This window comes from Methylomonas stagni (genome assembly GCF_050154735.1).
In the GTDB taxonomy this organism is placed as follows: domain Bacteria; phylum Pseudomonadota; class Gammaproteobacteria; order Methylococcales; family Methylomonadaceae; genus Methylomonas; species Methylomonas koyamae_A.
Window position 1 is genome coordinate 2523462 of record NZ_CP189557.1, and the last position, 18124, is coordinate 2541585.

Annotated in this window: 18 protein-coding genes and 2 pseudogenes; 8 read left to right on the forward strand and 12 right to left on the reverse strand. The window is 56.6% G+C overall.

Going from position 1 to position 18124, the window contains the following annotated elements:
- Positions 1 to 326: 326 nt before the first annotated feature.
- From ACP4CD_RS11645 to ACP4CD_RS11670, 6 genes and pseudogenes are all read left to right on the forward strand, one after another.
- Complete coding sequence (locus ACP4CD_RS11645; RefSeq protein WP_426994644.1) at positions 327 to 1019, forward strand: thiopurine S-methyltransferase; 693 nt, start codon at positions 327 to 329, stop codon at positions 1017 to 1019.
- Between the two features lie 162 nt (positions 1020 to 1181).
- The gene (locus ACP4CD_RS11650; RefSeq protein ID WP_168031802.1) at positions 1182 to 1334 is read left to right on the forward strand and encodes a hypothetical protein; all 153 of its coding nucleotides are present in this window, start codon (positions 1182 to 1184) and stop codon (positions 1332 to 1334) included.
- 225 nt (positions 1335 to 1559) lie between these two features.
- Positions 1560 to 1796 (forward strand): annotated as a pseudogene (locus tag ACP4CD_RS11655) (cytochrome C oxidase subunit II); the annotation flags it as partial.
- A 63-nt stretch (positions 1797 to 1859) separates the two neighbouring features.
- Complete coding sequence (locus ACP4CD_RS11660) at positions 1860 to 3479, forward strand: cbb3-type cytochrome c oxidase subunit I (protein WP_426994674.1); 1620 nt, start codon at positions 1860 to 1862, stop codon at positions 3477 to 3479.
- Between the two features lie 2 nt (positions 3480 to 3481).
- A complete protein-coding gene (locus ACP4CD_RS11665; protein WP_426994645.1) occupies positions 3482 to 4132 on the forward strand; it encodes a c-type cytochrome in 651 nt (216 codons plus the stop codon).
- Positions 4133 to 4208: 76 nt separating this feature from the next.
- Positions 4209 to 4997: an elongation factor-1 alpha gene (locus ACP4CD_RS11670; RefSeq protein ID WP_071154839.1), complete on the forward strand. Its 789-nt coding sequence runs from the start codon at positions 4209 to 4211 to the stop codon at positions 4995 to 4997.
- Positions 4998 to 5007: 10 nt separating this feature from the next.
- Here the strand turns inward: ACP4CD_RS11670 and ACP4CD_RS11675 are convergent, their stop codons facing one another.
- From ACP4CD_RS11675 to rsxA, 11 genes and pseudogenes are all read right to left on the reverse strand, one after another.
- Entirely contained in the window at positions 5008 to 5931 is a 924-nt protein-coding gene (locus tag ACP4CD_RS11675) for an HDOD domain-containing protein (RefSeq protein WP_426994646.1), read from the reverse strand.
- 18 nt (positions 5932 to 5949) lie between these two features.
- The gene (locus tag ACP4CD_RS11680; protein WP_168031812.1) at positions 5950 to 7251 is read right to left on the reverse strand and encodes a sigma-54 interaction domain-containing protein; all 1302 of its coding nucleotides are present in this window, start codon (positions 7249 to 7251) and stop codon (positions 5950 to 5952) included.
- 327 nt (positions 7252 to 7578) lie between these two features.
- On the reverse strand, positions 7579 to 8043 hold the full coding sequence (gene bfr / locus ACP4CD_RS11685; protein ID WP_064024262.1) for a bacterioferritin: 465 nt from the start codon (positions 8041 to 8043) through the stop codon (positions 7579 to 7581).
- A 23-nt stretch (positions 8044 to 8066) separates the two neighbouring features.
- A complete protein-coding gene (locus ACP4CD_RS11690) occupies positions 8067 to 8270 on the reverse strand; it encodes a (2Fe-2S)-binding protein (RefSeq protein WP_082885286.1) in 204 nt (67 codons plus the stop codon).
- Between the two features lie 2 nt (positions 8271 to 8272).
- Positions 8273 to 8536, reverse strand: a complete 264-nt coding sequence (locus tag ACP4CD_RS11695) for an RnfH family protein (RefSeq protein WP_064024187.1) — start codon at positions 8534 to 8536, stop codon at positions 8273 to 8275.
- A 12-nt stretch (positions 8537 to 8548) separates the two neighbouring features.
- Positions 8549 to 9253 (reverse strand): electron transport complex subunit E, encoded by a 705-nt coding sequence (locus ACP4CD_RS11700; RefSeq protein ID WP_064024189.1) that lies wholly within the window; start codon positions 9251 to 9253, stop codon positions 8549 to 8551.
- 41 nt (positions 9254 to 9294) lie between these two features.
- Positions 9295 to 10032: an electron transport complex subunit RsxG gene (rsxG, locus tag ACP4CD_RS11705; RefSeq protein WP_083385532.1), complete on the reverse strand. Its 738-nt coding sequence runs from the start codon at positions 10030 to 10032 to the stop codon at positions 9295 to 9297.
- A gap of 8 nt (positions 10033 to 10040) precedes the next feature.
- Positions 10041 to 11101, reverse strand: a pseudogene (locus ACP4CD_RS11710) (RnfABCDGE type electron transport complex subunit D).
- A complete protein-coding gene (gene rsxC, locus ACP4CD_RS11715; RefSeq protein ID WP_313728814.1) occupies positions 11098 to 12612 on the reverse strand; it encodes an electron transport complex subunit RsxC in 1515 nt (504 codons plus the stop codon). The pseudogene ACP4CD_RS11710 and the gene rsxC overlap by 4 nt, the downstream one beginning before the upstream one ends.
- A gap of 11 nt (positions 12613 to 12623) precedes the next feature.
- Positions 12624 to 13157, reverse strand: coding sequence for an electron transport complex subunit RsxB (gene rsxB / locus ACP4CD_RS11720; RefSeq protein WP_064024196.1), 534 nt, complete (start codon positions 13155 to 13157; stop codon positions 12624 to 12626).
- Between the two features lie 11 nt (positions 13158 to 13168).
- A complete protein-coding gene (gene rsxA, locus ACP4CD_RS11725) occupies positions 13169 to 13750 on the reverse strand; it encodes an electron transport complex subunit RsxA (RefSeq protein WP_064024198.1) in 582 nt (193 codons plus the stop codon).
- A gap of 344 nt (positions 13751 to 14094) precedes the next feature.
- Here rsxA and nifL point away from each other — a divergent pair, with 344 nt between their 5' ends.
- Positions 14095 to 15729: a nitrogen fixation negative regulator NifL gene (gene nifL, locus ACP4CD_RS11730; protein WP_313728815.1), complete on the forward strand. Its 1635-nt coding sequence runs from the start codon at positions 14095 to 14097 to the stop codon at positions 15727 to 15729.
- Positions 15722 to 17248, forward strand: coding sequence for a nif-specific transcriptional activator NifA (gene nifA, locus ACP4CD_RS11735; protein WP_064024199.1), 1527 nt, complete (start codon positions 15722 to 15724; stop codon positions 17246 to 17248). The genes nifL and nifA overlap by 8 nt, the downstream gene beginning before the upstream one ends.
- 238 nt (positions 17249 to 17486) lie before the next feature.
- Here the strand turns inward: nifA and fchA are convergent, their stop codons facing one another.
- Positions 17487 to 18116, reverse strand: a complete 630-nt coding sequence (gene fchA, locus ACP4CD_RS11740) for a methenyltetrahydrofolate cyclohydrolase (protein ID WP_426991056.1) — start codon at positions 18114 to 18116, stop codon at positions 17487 to 17489.
- Between the last annotated feature and the right edge of the window lie 8 nt (positions 18117 to 18124).

Sequence of the window (18124 nt, forward strand, 5' to 3'; positions counted from 1 at the left end):
GCCGGGGCGGCCAACGGTCGCCCCGGCGCGGGTCCAGCCCTCTCAACCCAGCAGTCGCACGGCCGACACAAACCGATTTCGCCGGCCTCGGTTCGACCATTATGACCCCGCTCAGATCGAAGCGCGGCTTGGGCACGCGCCAAACCGGACAAATTCCGGCACGACAGCCGGCCCGCGTGTTACCCTTGACCCCAGCGGGGGCTTTTGACACAGTCGCTCCGCCGCCGCAAGCGCCTTTTCGGCCTGCATCGCTCTTCTCGCGAAGCGTTGTGCCCGTTCGATCAGAACCTTTTCGAAGCACAACCCTACCGCACAGCGAATCAGCCATGTCCAACCGAGCCCAGCAACCTGCCACGCCTTCCTCGTCCGCCGCCACCGCCCGCGACAATCCGCTTTGGTTGCAATTTTGGCGAGACCAACGCGACGACTTCCATCAAGCCGCGGTTAATCCCTTACTACGCCGATTTTGGAACGGACAGGACTTGGCCGAGGGCAGTCGCGTATTCGTGCCGTTGTGCGGCAAGAGCCTGGATCTGATCTGGTTGTTGGAACAAGGCCACGAAGTGATTGGCATCGAACTCAGCCCGGTTGCTGTCGCGGCGTTTTTCCGCGAGAACAGCTTGAAACCCAGCCGTCGAAAAATCGGCAAATTCGTGGCGTGGCGGCATGATCGCCTGACGATATTGTGTGGCGATTATTTTTCGCTGACCGCTACCGATCTCGGCACCGTCGCCGCGGTTTACGACCGCGCGGCATTGACTGCCTTGCCGGAAGAGGTTCGCAAACTTTACGTCGCACATCTGGAGCGCATTCTGCCCGATACCGACAAGATTTTTCTGTTGACCGCCGAGGAAGCCGAAACCACGGAAACGGTTGCCACGCAACCCGAGATCGCCGCCGAAGTACGGCACCTTTACGCCGAACATTTCGACATCGAGCTCACCCATGCCGAAACGCTGACCGAAGCTGGGGAGTTCGTCGATTACAAGCTGTATCGCCTCAACGCCCACCCGCATTAAAGCGGTTGGAACGCGAGCGCCACCTTGGCGTTTTGCGTCCGCGCGCGATCAGGGTATCATCTCCCTTGCAATAACCAGGGAATAGTCATCGCCAAGAATGACGGGCCGCGAGTCGGCGCTTATTGCTCAATTCCTAAAAATAATTAAACAGGAAGGATGGGTATGACTCGATTAAGCGAAGAAGAACGAAAAAAAATCCTGGAAAGCTCGCCGGTCGGCACCTGGGCGCTGATGCTGATCGTCAGCGGCGGCATGCTGATCGCCTGGCTGCTGATGTATTACGGGGTGTTCCTGCCGCGCGGCCATATCGGTTGAGGGGGCACCATGCATATCGATAAACTGGAACGAAATTGGGCCGGTGTCGCGCTGGGTATCGCCGGCGTGTTCGTCTCGGCCATTCTCGGCTCGGCCTTGCTGCACGGCATACACGCGCCGAGCAATGTCGAAACCATAGACTCGGCCAAACTGCATTTGTCCAAGGAATTCGCCGAGGACAAACTCGGCGCCAGCCGCAATCCGGACGGCAGCGTCACGGTGCGCATGGTGGCCGGCCGCTACGGCTTTTTCCCAAAAACTCTCACGGTGCCGGCCGAAACGCCGATCACCTTCCGCTGGGTCAGCCTGGACGTCATCCACGGCGTCCACATGCCGATGACCAATATGAGCACGATGATCGTGCCGGGCTATGTCGCCCAGGTCAAGACCGAACTGCACCACACCGGCGACTATCCCTTGCTGTGCAACGAGTATTGCGGCATGGGCCACGCCCACATGTGGAGCAACATCAAGGTGGTAGGCAAGGCCGAGTGGGACGCGCTGGCCAAGCAAGGGGAGAACATCATGGATAACGTAAACGCGAAAAAACTGGCGTTGACCCATCTGTGGGTCGCGTTCGCCGCCTTCGGTTTGGCGGCGTTGATGGGGCTGTACCAAGTCATTGAACGTAGCGGCTTCTTCGGATTTCTGGAGTCGCGGGAAGTGTATTACGCCTCGGTCAGTACCCATGGCGTGCTGATGGGCTTTGTACTGACGACGTTTTTCATCATGGGCTTCGGCTACTACGTGGCCACCAGCACGCTGAAACTGCCAATCTGGAACCTAAGTTTCGCTTGGAGCGGTTTTGGCGTTGCCCTGACCGGCGTGGTGCTGGCCGCGCTGCCGTTGCTGCTGGGCAAGGCCTCGGTGTTGTTTACCTTTTATCCGCCGTTGATGGCCCACCCGTTGTTTTACATCGGCGCGACCTTGCTGGTAGTCGGCTCGTGGTTCTGGTGCGTGTCGATGATCGTGATGTACATGCAATGGAAAAAGGCTCATCCCGGCCAAGCGGTGCCGTTGGCGATGTTCGCCACCACGGCCAATGCGATTCTGTGGCTGTGGACCAGCGTCGGCGTCGCGGTGGAAGTCCTATTTCAATTGATCCCGTGGGCCTTGGGCTGGATAGATACGATAGACGCCGGTTTGGCTCGTACCCTGTTCGCCTGGACCTTGCATCCCATCGTCTATTTCTGGCTGATTCCGACCTATACCGCGTTTTATACCCTGGTCCCCAAACAGGCCGGCGGTTATTTGTTCAGCGACGAAATGGCCCGGGCCGCATTCATTCTGTTGGTTGTCTTCAGTTTGCCGATAGGCTTCCACCATTTGTACATGGATCCTGAGCAAGGCCACGGCTGGAAAATCCTGCACGCGATCGGCACCTTCGTCGTCACGTTGCCGACCTTCATCACCGGTTTTACCGTGATCGCCTCGCTGGAAATCGCCGGCCGCCTTAACGGCGGCAAGGGCTTGTTCGGCTGGATCGCCGCGCTGCCGTGGAACAACCCAATGGTGTTGGCGCTAATTCTGGGCTTGCTGATGCTGATCTTCGGCGGCTTCGGCGGCCTGGTCAACGCCAGCTATGCAATGAACGCGATGGTACATAACACGGCCTGGGTATCCGGCCATTTCCATCTGATCTTCGGCGGCACGACCATCATCATGTATTTCGGTATCGCCTATTATTTCTGGCCGGTTCTGACCGGTAAACCGTTGCATTGCCCGTCGTTGGCGATCACCCAATTATGGACTTGGTTCGTCGGCATGATCATCATGACCACGCCCTGGCACATTCTGGGTTTGCTAGGCCAGCCGCGGCGGATAGACAGCGTCAATTACAACAACTTGCTGACCTTGTCCTGGGAGCCCTACGAAGTCACGATGATCTTCGGTGGCACGATCCTGCTGGTGTCCTCCGGCATGTTGCTCTACAACCTGTATAAAACCCAGTGCGGCACGGAAGCCTATCGAGGCGAAGTCGAATACGCCGAACCGATTCATCCGGTCCGGGATTTACCAGCCTATTTGAACAGTTTCGGATTGTGGAACGCGGTCATCGCGGTATTCATGTTGATTGCATTCGGTTACCCGATTTTGCAATTCTTCCTGATGGAAACCTTCGGTTCCGGCAGATGGGGGGTCTGATCATGAAAAACCTAATCCGCTTGATCGCAGTACTGACACCCGCGCTGGTTTGCGCCGAACCCTCGTCGAAACTGGCGTGGACCGCCGAGCAATTGAGCTTGGTTGAATCCGGCAATCCACAAAAAGGCCGGGAACTGGCGCAAGCCTGCGCCGCCTGCCACGGCGAGCAAGGCATCAGCGCCGTGCCGACCTATCCGTCGCTGGCCGGCCAGTTGCCGACTTATTTATTCAAGCAACTGCAAGACTACCGCGACGGCAGTCGGCAAAATCCGCTGATGACCGGCATCGCCAAAGGCCTAACGCCGCAAGACGCGGCCGATGTGGCAGCCTGGTTTTCGACTCGACCGGCGGCGATTTTGTCGGCTAACGCGAAAGGCGCCTACCCGACCGCCGAAAACTTGGTCAAGCACGGCGACAAGCAGCGTTTATTGCCGCCGTGCGAGGTTTGCCACGGCACCGACGGCAAGGGGCAAGCGCAGGACGTTCCGGCGTTGTCCGGCCAAAGCGGGGATTATCTGGCCGCCAGTTTGCGCGCCTTTAAATCCGGCGAACGCCACAACGACATCTACGCCAGGATGCGGATTCTGGCGGAGACCTTGAGCGACTCCGAGATCGAGGCACTTGGCTTGTACTACCAGAATAGTCAACAATAGCGAGTGCGAAAATCGCCCTCGCCCGTTCGGCGCTCACGCGCCGGACGGTATTTTCGTTTAGTCTCGGAATTGCGCCATGAACTGCGATCCACCTACTCTCGACCGCGCCGGTAAAGGCATCAATCTGATCAGCTTCGGCACCTCGATCAAACTGCTGTTCAGCGGTTATCTGACCACGGTCGGCGCCGGTTATCTGATGGCGCTGATCCAAATCCTATTCACTCACGGCATGGCCGACGGCAAGTTCGGCCTGTCGTTGGATGACATTGTCTACAGCTATTACGGCGACCGGTCCGGTTCGGTGTTGGAATCGAAGCTGAACGGTTCGATGAAGTACAACGCCCCCGACCAGGAACGCTTCAAAATCATCCAGTGGGTGCGGGACGGCGCCGAGGAAGCGACTTACGATCGGGACATCAAGCCGATTGTCGAGACCCGCTGCTTGATGTGCCACAACGCCTCCGCCGGCTCGTTGCCGGACTTCGGCCGATTCGACAATTTAAAGAAACTGGCCGCTTCCAATGAAGGCGCCACGTTTCAATCGCTGATACGCATTTCGCACATCCACCTGTTTGGGATCAGTTTTATCTTCATGTTCGTCGGTATTATTTTCAGCTTCAGTACCGGTGTGCCTTGTAAGTACAAATATCCGGCCGTGGTGATGCCGTATTTGTTTTTACTGATCGACATCGCATCCTGGTGGTTGACCAAGCTTAATCCGCATTTCGCGCTACTGGTGATTCTCGCCGGTGCCGGCCTCGGCGTGGCGTTCGCGTTCATGTGGACAGTATCGATGTACCAAATGTGGATATTGGGCGGCGTGTTGAAACGCAAGGACCGCCGCAATGCGGTCATGCGCGACTAGTGGCGCGAGCTTATTCGGTCAGCTGTTCGGCGGTGGCGACGACCTTGGCCAGATCGTCATTCAGCCTGTCCAGTACTTCCCGGCACGCGTCCTGCGTCAAACCCAATTGCTCGACGGCCTGCTCCGAACAGGTCTGATTGGCGGCATCGCCTATCCCAAGTTCGCCGAGCAAGCTGTCGTTTGCGAAAGTCAGCAAATTCAGCATGTAATTGTCGCCTCGGTAACAAGGGTTGTGGTGATGATAAACGATGTCGGTTACCAATCGGGGCATCGACCAATCGTTCATTAGCCACGCCCCTATTTCGGCGTGATTGACGCCGAACGCGAAGTTTTCCAGGTGAAATACCACCAAGCTGGGATTGGCGGCGATCAAACCGCTCAAATAGGCGAATTCGTCCGGAAAACGGTGGCCCAGCAGAGGAAAACCAATGTTGTGCATCAGCGCCGCCAAAAACAAGGCTTGCGTCGACGGCCGACTCGGTTCCGGCATCGCCACTGCTAATTTGGCCATCAACTGAGTACTGGCCAGCGCATGCGTCCAAAACATCCGGGTGCCGATCGGCCCGTCCTTGGGCGCTTTCAACGGCGCCAATACGGCTAAGCCCAAGGCCAGATCCATGACAAAGTCGAAACCCAGCACCCGGGTTATCGCATCATGCACCGACGTGATCTTGCCCCGGTAACCGTACAGGGCCGAACTGGCCCAGCGTATGATCTGAGCGGTCAACAAAGGATCAAGCTCGATGATTTCCGCCAACTTGGCGGCATCGGCGTGCGGGTCCGAAGTCAGTTTCAAGATACGCATCGCGCTACCCGGCAACGGCGGCAAGGCCTTGATTTGAGCCACGGTCTCCCGCATGTCGCGCGGCGGCGTGAATCCGTTGCGTTGCGGGCTGATGCTGGTTAAGGTCCAGTTGATAAGATTGGCTTCCATAACGATATGCTCCGCGACCTAATTCAAATTCAAACGGTTTAGTTTGCGATAAAGCGTGCGCTCGCTGATGTTCATTTCGGCGGCGATCAACTTGCGGTTGCCTTGATATTTGACGATCAGGCTGTTGATGAAATCGGCTTCCAATTCCGCCAAACTGTTCAAACAGGGCTTGCGCTCCGGCGTTGCCGCGACCGTCGCTTCGACTACGGCCGCTTGGTTCAGCGGCTGCATGAAATGCACGCAAGCCTCCGAGACCACGCCGTTTTGCGACAAGCCGGCGGCGAGCTGCAAGCAATTGCGCAATTCGCGAATATTACCCGGCCATCCGTACTGCAGCAATTTGATTAAAGCCGGCTGGTTCAGCCGATAAGTACGGCCGTCGCGACCGCCGAGCTGCTCCAGAAAAAAATCGATCAACACCGGCAGATCCTGTTTGCGGTCGCGCAGGCGCGGCACGTCCACCGGAAACACCGAAAGCCGGTAAAACAAGTCCTCGCGAAACCGGCCCGCTTTAACCATATCGGCCAAATTACGGTGTGTGGCGCAGACGATACGCACGTCCGACTTCAACATGGTCGTTCCGCCGACCCGGCGAAACTGGCCGCTTTCCAGGGCTCGGAGCAATTTGGGTTGCTGCGACAACGGCAGATCGCCAATTTCATCGAGAAACAAGGTGCCGCCGTTGGCCAGTTCGAACAGGCCTTTTTTGGCGACGGCGGCGCCGGTAAACGCGCCTTTCTCGTGGCCGAACAATTCGCTTTCGAATAAATCCTCGCCCAGTATCGTGCAGTCGACAATGACGAAATCCGCGTCGGCGCGCGGCGATTGGCGATGCACGAATTCGGCCGCCAATTCCTTACCGGTACCGGTTTCGCCCAACAGCATCACCGGCGCCTGGCTGACGGCGGCTTGCAACAACGTGGATTTGAAGCGGGTAAACGCCGCCGACTGGCCTATCATCGTCGGCCCGCTGTAAGCGCCGGTCGGCTTGCTGATCGGAGCCAGGGTTTCACCCAAATACAGCGTGCCGTCGGCATCCAGCAGCGGAAATCCCCGTACATTGAACGACAGCTCGGGCGGAACGGTACCGACACCGCCATGAACGCCCGCGTAACCTTCCAAGGACTGAAACAATTGCCGGTGGCGGCAGCGACCGCTATCGGCACAACAGGGCCGACCAACCTGCTGCTGCCTATCGACGCCAAAACTTAATTCCCAAGCGCGATTCACCGCGACGATCCTTAAATCGGCATTGATGATCACGAACGGCAGATCGTGAGTCTCCAGCAATGATTCGAGCGTAAAGGCGTTTTGCAGCATAAATCCTTTCAGTGGGCACCGAACTGGCGATCGTTGGCCTTGGACGTCGGACAAGCCATGCGTGTCGTTCGTTGGTCCGGCCGGTAGAGAATCAAGCTGTCATTTTAGCGAGAAACCGACGATTCTGCTGGGCGCTGGGAAAAATCCCGTTGGCGCGATCAGCGCTCCGCAATGTCTTCGGAAAAAACGGCGGACGAACGCCAACACCATCGGTACCCGGTTTTACGCGAACGGGGAGGTTCGAAAGAAGATAACGTGAGAAAACGAAGCTTGGCCCCTTCCATACAGCCACGCGGAGGCGGTCGGATGGAAGAGGCGAAATAGGGATTACATCTGCGATTGCAGGTAATTTTGAATGCCGAGTTTTTCGATCAAATCCAGCTGGGTTTCCAGCCAATCGATATGTTCTTCCTCGCTTTCCAGAATATGCTCCAACAATTCGCGCGAAATGTAGTCGGCCACCGACTCGCAATAGGCAATCGCTTCCTTCAACAACGGCAACGCCAGTTGTTCCAGTTTAAGATCGCATTCCAGCATTTCCTTGGGATTCTCACCTATCATCAAGCGCCCCAAGCTTTGCAGATTGGGCAATCCTTCCAGAAACAACACCCGCTCTATCAAGCGATCGGCATGTTTCATTTCGTCGATGGATTCGTGATATTCCTTTTCGTTAAGTTTGTGCAAACCCCAATTCTTGAACATCCGCGCGTGCAAAAAATACTGGTTGATCGCGGTCAGTTCGTTTTCCAACACTTTGTTTAAAAACTCGATGACTTTTTTATCGCCTTGCATGTCGATTCTCCCGGTGATTCGTTTTAATGATTGGTCGCGGCATGGATGCTGGATGAACAGCCGGAAGATGCTTTGCCGAGCAATCGTTGCGAAAGCTCCCGGTTGCACTTACCGCATTCGCCGCCAACCCCGAAACAATTGGTTAATTGTTTACGCGAGGATACTCCACTGGCGATTGCCGCATCAAGCTGGCGTTCGGTAAATGCCTTACAAACGCAGACGTACATGGCTAAGCCACCCGGCGCCGCTGAACTTGATTGGGATCGGCGGTAATTTTGCGATAGATTTCCACCCGGTCGCCTTCCTTGACCACGGTATCGAGCTTGGCCAGTTTGCCGAAGATCCCGACCTTTTGAGTTTCCAGATCGATTTCCGGGTACTGGCTCAAAACACCGGATAATTCTATCGCCTCGGCGATGGTACTACCTTCCGGCACTTCCAGACGCATCCAGATTTGCCGGTCCGCTTGAGCGTAACAAACTCCTACGTTCATCGTTGACCTCGGTTATTCGACGACGGCTGCTTCGATCGGCGCGGCCGGTTGGACCGGTTTTTCGGCGGCCTTGCGATCGAACAGTCGCTTCAAGGCCACCATGAATCCCAACATGATGAATCCGCCCGGCGGTAGCGCCATCAGCAGAAAACCTTTGTATTCCGGAATCAACACGGTTTCCAGAAATTGAAAACTTTCGCCGAGCAATACCGACGCATTCGCGAACAAGGTACCCGCCGAACTGATTTCCCGCATCGCGCCGAGCACCACCATCGCGGCGGTGAAGCCGACGCCCATCATCAAGCCGTCCCACATCGACGGCAACACTTCCTGCTTGGAGGCGAAGGCTTCGGCCCGGCCCAAAATGACGCAGTTGGTAACGATCAGCGGAATAAACAAACCGAGCACCTTATGCAACTCGTGCATCCAGGCGTTCAGAAACAAATCGACCAAGGTCACCAGCGCCGCGATCAACAACACGAAGATCGGAATCCGAATTTCGGCCGGAATCAAATGCCGGCTGGCCGACACGGCGGCATTGGACGCCAGCATCACCACCATCGTCGCCAAGCCCATGCCCAGCCCGTTGGTCGCGGTACCGGTCACCGCCAAAAGCGGACACAAGGCCAAATTCTGGGTCAATACGACGTTGTTGTCCCACAGACCGTCTTTGGCGATTTTGCGGTAGGGCTCGGAAAACAATATCGAAAGATTCATGGATACACTCCGAAACGAAAACGTGGTTTACCAGGATGCGGCTATTCGGCGGCCAGCAGTTCGGCTTGATGGACGCGATAGAATTCCAGACCGCGCCGAATGGCTTGCACGACTTTACGCGGCGTGATGGTCGCGCCGCTGAATTGATCGAACACCCCGCCGTCCTTCTTGACCGCCCATTGTTCGACGGTCAGGTTATCCAGCGATTTGCCGTCGAAAGACAAGGCCCACTTGGATTTGGTAATTTCGATTTTGTCGCCGAGACCCGGCGTTTCGACGTGGGCAATCACCCGCACGCCCAGAATTTCGCCGTTTCGGTCCACACCCATGACCAGACTGATCGGTCCCGCATATCCGTCCGGCGCGATCAGCTTGAAACACACCGCGTTGACCGCGCCGGCTTTCTTGGCCAGATACACCTGCGTTTGCGGCGAGCCCAGATTCGCATCGGCGGAATCCAACATCACGCTATCTTCCAACAAGTTATTGTCGTGCAAATCTGCCGGCACCACCTGAGCCAAATTGGCCTGCAAGTCTTCCTGCAATCGCAGCGCGATCACGCCTCGGGTGGCCAGATCGGCCAAGCCCAGCAACAGCGCCGCCAATAACGCGAAACCCGCCAAAACGCCGGCCTGAAATTGCAATTGCGGCCGCAATGCCTGCAAATTCTCGGGCTCCAGCCAGACCGCCAGCTTACGTTTCAGCGTTTTGCCTGCGGAAATCGCCGCCGCCAGCGCTTCGCCGCCAGCCGCTTGTTTTTGCACGGGATCGGAACTCATCGGCAATCTCAGGAATTGGAAATGTCTAGCGGTTTACCGCTACGGTAACGTCCGTAAATACGCGGCCGAATGTAATGATCGATCAATGGAGTCACGGCGTTCATCAGTAAAATGGCAAAACCGGTGCCCTCGGGATACCCCCCCAGGAACGAATTACGAATATCAACAAGCCGCAGCCGGCGCCGAAGATCACCTGTCCTTGCGGCGTATTCGGCGAGGTCACGTAATCGGTAGCGATAAAGAAGGCCACCAGCATGACCGCGCCGGAATTCAAATGCACCCACGGACTCAAGTAATGTTTGGCGTCCCACAAATGAAAGCCGGACGACAGCAGGAAAATCGTCGCCAACAACGAAACCGGGATATGCCACTGGATCACGCCCTGCCGCATCAGCCACAGGCCGCCGCCGAGAATCAACAGCGTCGAAGTTTCGCCGAGACTGCCGCGCTCCCAACCCAACATCGCCAAGAAGCCGGAATAGTCGTTCAATATGCCGGGTAATACGTGGCCTTGTGAAAATTCGGTCTTGACCAGACCCAGCGTCGTCGCACCGGTTACCGCATCGGCGTTGCTTAAGCCCGAAAATGTGATTGCGAAGCTGTCGAACACGCCAGGCCCGGTGAACAGCGGCGATACGTTCGCCCACGTCGTCATTTCGATCGGAAATGAAATCAGCAAGGCCACCCTGGCCAGCATCGCCGGATTAAATAAATTTTGTCCCAGACCGCCATAGACATGCTTACCCAACACAATAGCGATACCGGCGCCAACGACGCCTATCCACCAGGGTGCCCACGGCGGCAAGGTCATCGCCACCAGCAGGCCGGAGACGATTGCGGAGCCGTCGCGCAAATACGGTCCGGCCGCGACGCCTTTCAATTTCAGACAGAACGCTTCGAAGGCCAGCGCCGAGAAGACCGTGACAACCAGCAAATACAAGGCCGGCCAACCGAATAGCAACACGCCGAAACCTACGGACGGTGCCATCGCCAGAATCACCAGACGCATGACCTGATCGGAACGGCGGGTAGCCAGTACGTGAGGACCACTAACCGGTTTTACACTCATACGGTTTCCTCCGCTTTCGCCTGGGCTTGTTGTGCCTGCTGCGCTTGTTGAGCGGCCAAACGGGCGGCGCGGGCTTCCTGAGCACGTTGCGCCTCGGCTTCGGCTTCCAGACGGATGCGCTCCATTCGCTGATTGCGTTCGTCGATCAGACGTTTGGTTTGTTCCGACTTGTGATCGGCCTGCTGGCGCTTAACCAGTTCGCCGGACGCGAATTTGAAGTAATGCACGAGCGGGATATTCGAAGGACAAACATAGGAACAGCTGCCGCAACTGATGCAATCCTTCAAGCCCAGATCGACCGCGGCATCGAGTTGGTTAACTTTGATCCGGCTAGCCATTTCCAACGGCAGCAAACCCACCGGGCAAGCCGTGACGCAGCTCGAACAGCGAATGCACGGTTGCACTTCGGGTTCTTCGATTTCAGCGGCCGTTAGAGCCAAAATACCATTGCACGCCTTGACGACCGGTACGTCGGCGATAGGCAGCGCATCGCCCATCATCGGTCCGCCCATCACCAAGCGGGCCATTTTGGTTTTATCCCAATCGCAGAATGCCAGCACTTCCGACATCAAGGTGCCGATCGGCACTTCGACGTTGCGAGGTTGGGCAACGGCGGCACCGGACACGGTAACCACCCTGGAAATTAACGGCTGACCCAGACAAATCGCTTTGTAAACGGCGTGGGCGGTTGCCACGTTGTGAACCACGACGCCAATATCGGCGGCTCGGCCATCGGCCGGAATTTCCTGACCAGTCAGATAACGCAGCATCTGCCGGTCCCAGCCCATCGGGTAGCGGGTCGGGACTTGGGATACCACGATATTCGGATAATCCCGGCAAGCATCGCGCATGGCCTGATACGCGGCCGGCTTATTGTCCTCGATACCGACCATCGCTTTGGGCGCGCCCATGCCTCGCAGCATCAGGCGGATACCGGCAACAATTTCGTCGGCTTTTTCCTGCATCAACCTATCGTCGCAGGTCAGGTAGGGCTCGCATTCGCCAGCATTGATCAACAATGTATGAATTTTGCTTTTTCGGCCCAGACTGAGTTTCACGGCGGACGGAAACACCGCACCGCCCAAGCCAACCACGCCCGCGGAGCCGACCATCGCGCAAATCGTTTCCGCATCAAGTTCAAACGGATCGTCGGGCACTTCCAGCGGCGCCCATTCGTCGTGTCCGTCGCTTTCGATGACAACGGTTCGAATCGGCAACGCGGACGGATGCGGCGCCGGAAAATCTTTCACGTCGGCGACAACGCCCGATGTTGGTGCATGAACCGGCGCCGAAATGGTGCCTTGACTATAGGCCAGTAGTTGACCCTTTAGAATTCTTTCGCCGACCTTGACGACTGGCTCGGCGGGCTTGCCGACGTGCTGCTGCACCGGAATGTAGAGCTTTTTCGGAATCGGAAAGCCGCTGGCGATACTCAGCTTCGCCGTTTCGCTCTTATGCTCTTCGGCATGGACGCCGCCGCGTAATCTAGGATTTTCAAACCATCCAAACATAAACTTTTTCCTTACGCCGCCAAAGGCTTGGGCCAGCGCCAGTTCCGCAAGGTGACTTCGACGGGATGCATTTGCAGGCACTCGGTCGGGCAAACTTCCACACATTTTTTACAGCCTATGCAGGCATCGGCAACGACCGCATGGATTTGTTTTGGTGCGCCGACGATCGCATCGGTGGGGCACACCTTAAAGCAGCGAGTGCAACCGGTGCAAGTCTCTTCACTGACCCTGGCGACCATCGGCTCTTGATCCTGAGTTTGACTCAAGTCGACATCGACACCCAGCAGCTTGGCCAGTTGCTCGACCAAGGCCGTTCCTCCCGGAGGACACAAGGTCACCGGCGCGGCGCCGGATACCACGGCCTCGGCCGCCGGCCGACATCCTGGAAAGCCGCATTGGCCACACTGCGAACCCGGCATTAATTCTTCCACTCGCTCGACCAGCGGATCGGATTCCACTTTCAGATATTTAGCGGCAATGCCCAAACTGATGCCCAGAAACAGGCCCAGAGCGGTCAAAATCACTATCGCGGATAAAACGTACATGGCTGCGCCTCTTATTTGCTGTATAGACCCGCAAATCCCATGAATGCCAGCGACATAATGCCGGCGGTGATAAACGCAATGGGGGTGCCTGAAAAAAGTGCCGGTACAGCCATCAACGCCAAGCGTTCACGGAGACCGGCAAAGAGCACCATCACCAGGGTAAAACCCAATGCCGAACCAAAGCCGAACAACAGGCTTTGGACGAAGTTGTATTGTTCTTGGATGTTCAGCAAGGCCACGCCCAAGACCGCGCAATTGGTAGTGATAAGCGGCAGGAAAATACCCAACACCTGATACATCACCGGACTAGTCTTATGAATGACCATCTCGGTGAACTGCACGACGGCGGCGATCACTAAAATAAAACCCAACACTCTTAAAAAGCCGATGTCGAACGGCAACAGCAAGCGGTGCTCCAACACCCAACTCGCGGCCGAGGCCAGCGTCAGTACGAAGGTGGTCGCCAAGCCCATGCCCAATGCGGTATCAAGTTTGTTGGAAACGCCCATGAACGGGCATAATCCGAGGAACTTGACCAGCACCACGTTGTTTACCAGCGCCGTGCCCAATATCAGCAATAAGTATTCGCTCATCGTTTTAAGAACCTTGTGTAGTGTTAACTATTCAGCATCATCCGTGCCAAGCGACTATCTCGGCGAATACCCGCCGAATCCCGCGAAATCAGGGCTCAGGTTTCCTGTAAGCTCTGTGCCAAAAAACACAGATTCAAAACAAGCGGGCAAATAAATGTCGTAAACCTTACAATTAGCCGGGAATAAGCAACAGCAGACTAGCCTTACCAACTTTGGCGTCCAAATTGCATATGCTTTTAAGGAAATACCGGCCCGGAGCCGGTCGCCCTTGCCGCCGGCTTTGCTGTCGATTGCTCGGCGGGCAACAATCATTCATCCGGAATATACCTAGAGAGCAGTTTGCCATGACCAAATCCACCCGTGACTTCATGCTGGGCGAAATCGAGATCGACACGGCCAATCTGTTGGCGCCCGGCCAGGCCGATACCACCCCGGCCAAGCGCGGCGACAAGCGAAACCAAACCCTACCTTTCTCGCTGTTCGTGAAAGCGGTCGAACAAGCCCCGGTCGCCATATCGATCACCGATAAAAAAGCCAATATCCTGTATATCAACGACGCCTTCACCCAAGTGACCGGCTACCACGCCGCCGAAATTCTGGGCCAAAACGAATCCAAGCTCTCCGACAAGTCCACGCCCCGGCAAATTTATTACGACCTATGGCACACCATTTCCCGCAAGCAAGTTTGGCACGGCCAGTTGGTCAACCGGCGTAAACTGGGAGACCGCTATTTGGCGGACCTGACGATCGCGCCGATGTTCGACGAACGCGGCGCCATCAGTCATTACATTGGCATGCACCGGGACGTCACCCAGGCTCACCACGTCGAACAGCAGGTCAGTAACCAAAAGCAATTGATCGAATCGGTGCTGAACGCATCGCCGGTGGCGATGGCGGTATTGGACAGCGACAAGCGAGTGGTCCTGGACAACCAAATGTACAAGATGCTGATCAGCGAACTGGATAAACCGGAACCGGCATTGTTTTTCCTCGACGCGTTGGAGCAGGACATGGGCGATCTGTGGAACGCCGCCACGACTCGCCAAGGCTTCACCAACCGGGAAATCCGTTACGACGGCACCGGCATCCGCGGCACCCGCTGGTTTTCCTGCTCCGGCAACTGGTTTACCGAAAACGACGTCTGCGCCGACACTTTCTTCGCCAAGCAATTTAAAGACTATCTATTGTTGAGCGTCAACGACATCACACTACAGCGTCGCCAGCAGGAAAAACTGCAGATTCAGACTTTGCGCAATTTGTTGACCGAGGAAGAACACATACGCAGCATCCGCGAAACCCTGTTGGGCGCGATGCACCAAATCCGCCAGCCGCTCAATCAAATTCACGCGGCGATACAGATCATGAGTCAGCGCAACGATTCGCACAACCAGCCGTTACGCGACCTGCTCAGTCAGGTACAAGCCATGGGCGAGGAAACCCTGGCGACTTTGCAACGCTGCGTGCCCGAGATCCCGGAATCGGCGGTCGTACCCGTCAATCTGAATCAACTGCTGCACGAGGTAATGCTGCTCTACAGCACCAAGTTTCTGGCCAACGGCATCGTCGTCGATTGGTTGCCCAATCCGGTTTTGCCTTCTATCCTCGGGTCGGAGAACAAACTGCGCATGCTGTTCAAGCAACTGATCGACAATGCGGTCAATGCCATGAACCGCGCCGGCAGTCGCGAACGGCTGATCAAGATCAGCACCGCCAGCGACCGCGCCTGGGTACACGTGGCTATCGACGATACCGGCCCCGGCATCCCGGCGAATCAACGCAGCAAAGTGTTCGAACCGTTTTTCACCACTTCGCCGACGATGGGCAGCGTACAGGCCGGCATGGGGCTGGTAATGGCGAAGGAAATTGTCAACCAGCACAACGGCATGATCGAAATCGATCCGGACTATCAAAACGGCTGCAGTTTCAAACTCAGTTTTCCCTGTCAAAAAAACTCAGCCATGGTGAGCATCCATGAGTGAACGATTACTACTGGTCGAATCGGAACTGGACACCCTGTATTTGGTCAGCCAACTTCTCAATAGCACCCACGATCTGAGAACCAAACTGAAGGGGATATTGGAGATACTGCACAAACGTACCGGCCTGCATTTCGGGATGATCACGCTACGCGACATTGAAGACGACAGCATGAGCATCTGCGAAATCTACGGCGAAGACATCGACCGTTCGGTCCGCTACCAACCCGGCGAAGGCTTGGTCGGTGCGATTTTGGACGAAGGCAGCACCATCGTCGTGGAGCGCATCGCCGACGAACCGCGCTTTTTAAGCCGGCTCGGCGTATACAACCCCGACCTACCCTTCATCGGCTCGCCACTGGCCGTCGAACAAGGAGAAGTAGTCGGCATCCTGGCGGCTCAGCCATGCGACGCCGGCTTCCTCGGCGAACGCGCCCGCTTCATGGAAATGGTTGCCAACCTGATCGCCCACAGCGTCAACATGCTGCGGGTCATGGAACGCAAACAAAACGAACTGGCCAGCGAGCGCGACTACCTCAAACAGACCCTGGTCAAAAACTACCGCTTCGAAAACATCATCGGCCATTCCGAACCGATGCTGAAGGTGTTCGACATCATTCGTCAGGTCGCAAAATGGCATACCACCGTTTTAATTCGCGGCGAATCCGGCACCGGTAAGGAAGTAGTCGCCAGTTCCATCCATTTCAACTCGGCCTGCGCCAACGGCCCGTTTCTGAAACTGAACTGTGCGGCACTACCGGACACCTTGCTCGAGTCTGAGTTGTTCGGTCACGAAAAAGGCGCGTTCAGCGGCGCGATCGGTCAACGCAAGGGCCGCTTCGAACTGGCCGACGGCGGCACCTTATTTCTCGACGAGATCGGCGAAATCTCGGCTTCGTTCCAAGCCAAACTATTGCGGGTATTGCAAGAGGGCGAATTCGAGCGGGTCGGCGGCGTCCGCACCCTGAAAGTCAACGTCCGCATCATCGCCGCGACCAACCGCAATCTGGAGCAGGAGGTGGCCGACGGCAACTTCCGCGAAGACTTGTATTACCGGCTGAACGTGATGCCTATCAATATGCCGCCGCTGCGCGAGCGCATCGAAGACATTCCGGAACTGGCCAGCTTTTTACTGAACCGGATTTCCAAGCAACAAGGCGGCCGGCCGCTGGAAGTCAAGGAAAGCGCGATCCGCATTTTGATGAAACACGACTGGCCCGGCAATGTCCGCGAATTGGAAAACCGCCTGGAACGCGCCGCGATTATGAGCCAGGACGGCGTCATCGATCGCGACGTAATTGCCGCGACCGGGCTGGAAAGCGAAATTGGCATCGGCCGGACGCCGCAACAGATCAAGCAAATCGATCTGCACGACGAAAACATGGACGAGCGGGAAAGAGTAATCGCGGCGCTGGAACAAAGCGGCTGGGTGCAGGCCAAGGCGGCGCGCTTGTTGGATATGACGCCTAGGCAGATCGCCTATCGGATTCAAACACTGAATATTAACGTCAAACAGCTTTGAGCCAATCCGCGCCTAAGCCTGCTGCAACTGCCATTGCCGTTAGGTTAAGCCGTTCGCTAAGCAGAGCCGAAGCGAACGGCTGGCTTCGACTCCGCTCAGCCAGCGGCTTAGTTCGACTCCCTCAGCCCGGCCTAGATCGACCGTAAGCGCTTAACTTATCGGCTTTGGGCCTGTTGTAACCTAGACAGCTCGAAGCGAATACCCCGATAGCCGAGCGCTGATTCGGGCGAATGGCGAGTTAAAGCTTGTCTTGCACGATCCGGTAAATGGCCTCGGCCTCCTGCTCGCCTGTCGTCAACAAGGCTTGCAACTCCGCCAGCCGGCTGTCGGCGAACGCCCTATCTTTCAAGGCTCCGGCATTGATCCGGACGTTCAGCGCCGCGCTCTTCAAACCGGCAAAGGCCGCCATCACCGCGACGCCGGCGTCGCTGATGACCGCCTGCCCGCCTTTTTCGGCCGCAACCCGGCTCAATGCGATCGCTTGCGCGCAAGCCCTAGCACAAGCCAAGGGCACATCGGTCGCGTCCTTCAGCACCGCCTGAATTTGCTCGGTCCGATGAGTTTTTTCCTCGTCACTGGCCTTGGGCAGGCCATAACAGGCCATCAAGCGATCGAACACCTCGACGTCGGCCTGAATCATCCCGGTCAATGTTTCCCGCAACGCTTCCGCCTCGACCAACAACACTCTCAGCTCGGCATCGACTTCGGCGTATTTGGGTTTGCCTATCGTCAGATTGCAAACCATCGAAACCAACGCAGCGCCTTGCGCTCCCAGCAGCGCCGCCGCGCTACCCCCGCCCGGTGTCGCCTGTTTGCTGGCTAGTTCGTTGAGAAACAGTTGAACGGATTGATCTTTGATTTCAGTCATTGCTGTCT

Coding starts and splice junctions, on each gene's coding strand:
- rsxC (WP_313728814.1), bottom strand. CDS start 12,612: ATGTTTGGATGGTTTGAAAATCCTAGATTACGCGGCGGCGTCCATGCC.
- ACP4CD_RS11650 (WP_168031802.1), top strand. CDS start 1,182: ATGACTCGATTAAGCGAAGAAGAACGAAAAAAAATCCTGGAAAGCTCG.
- nifL (WP_313728815.1), top strand. CDS start 14,095: ATGACCAAATCCACCCGTGACTTCATGCTGGGCGAAATCGAGATCGAC.
- ACP4CD_RS11700 (WP_064024189.1), bottom strand. CDS start 9,253: ATGAATCTTTCGATATTGTTTTCCGAGCCCTACCGCAAAATCGCCAAA.
- nifA (WP_064024199.1), top strand. CDS start 15,722: ATGAGTGAACGATTACTACTGGTCGAATCGGAACTGGACACCCTGTAT.
- rsxB (WP_064024196.1), bottom strand. CDS start 13,157: ATGTACGTTTTATCCGCGATAGTGATTTTGACCGCTCTGGGCCTGTTT.
- ACP4CD_RS11670 (WP_071154839.1), top strand. CDS start 4,209: ATGAACTGCGATCCACCTACTCTCGACCGCGCCGGTAAAGGCATCAAT.
- ACP4CD_RS11690 (WP_082885286.1), bottom strand. CDS start 8,270: ATGTACGTCTGCGTTTGTAAGGCATTTACCGAACGCCAGCTTGATGCG.
- ACP4CD_RS11695 (WP_064024187.1), bottom strand. CDS start 8,536: ATGAACGTAGGAGTTTGTTACGCTCAAGCGGACCGGCAAATCTGGATG.
- ACP4CD_RS11680 (WP_168031812.1), bottom strand. CDS start 7,251: ATGCTGCAAAACGCCTTTACGCTCGAATCATTGCTGGAGACTCACGAT.
- ACP4CD_RS11660 (WP_426994674.1), top strand. CDS start 1,860: ATGGATAACGTAAACGCGAAAAAACTGGCGTTGACCCATCTGTGGGTC.
- bfr (WP_064024262.1), bottom strand. CDS start 8,043: ATGCAAGGCGATAAAAAAGTCATCGAGTTTTTAAACAAAGTGTTGGAA.
- rsxG (WP_083385532.1), bottom strand. CDS start 10,032: ATGAGTTCCGATCCCGTGCAAAAACAAGCGGCTGGCGGCGAAGCGCTG.
- rsxA (WP_064024198.1), bottom strand. CDS start 13,750: ATGAGCGAATACTTATTGCTGATATTGGGCACGGCGCTGGTAAACAAC.
- ACP4CD_RS11665 (WP_426994645.1), top strand. CDS start 3,482: ATGAAAAACCTAATCCGCTTGATCGCAGTACTGACACCCGCGCTGGTT.
- ACP4CD_RS11645 (WP_426994644.1), top strand. CDS start 327: ATGTCCAACCGAGCCCAGCAACCTGCCACGCCTTCCTCGTCCGCCGCC.
- ACP4CD_RS11675 (WP_426994646.1), bottom strand. CDS start 5,931: ATGGAAGCCAATCTTATCAACTGGACCTTAACCAGCATCAGCCCGCAA.
- fchA (WP_426991056.1), bottom strand. CDS start 18,116: ATGACTGAAATCAAAGATCAATCCGTTCAACTGTTTCTCAACGAACTA.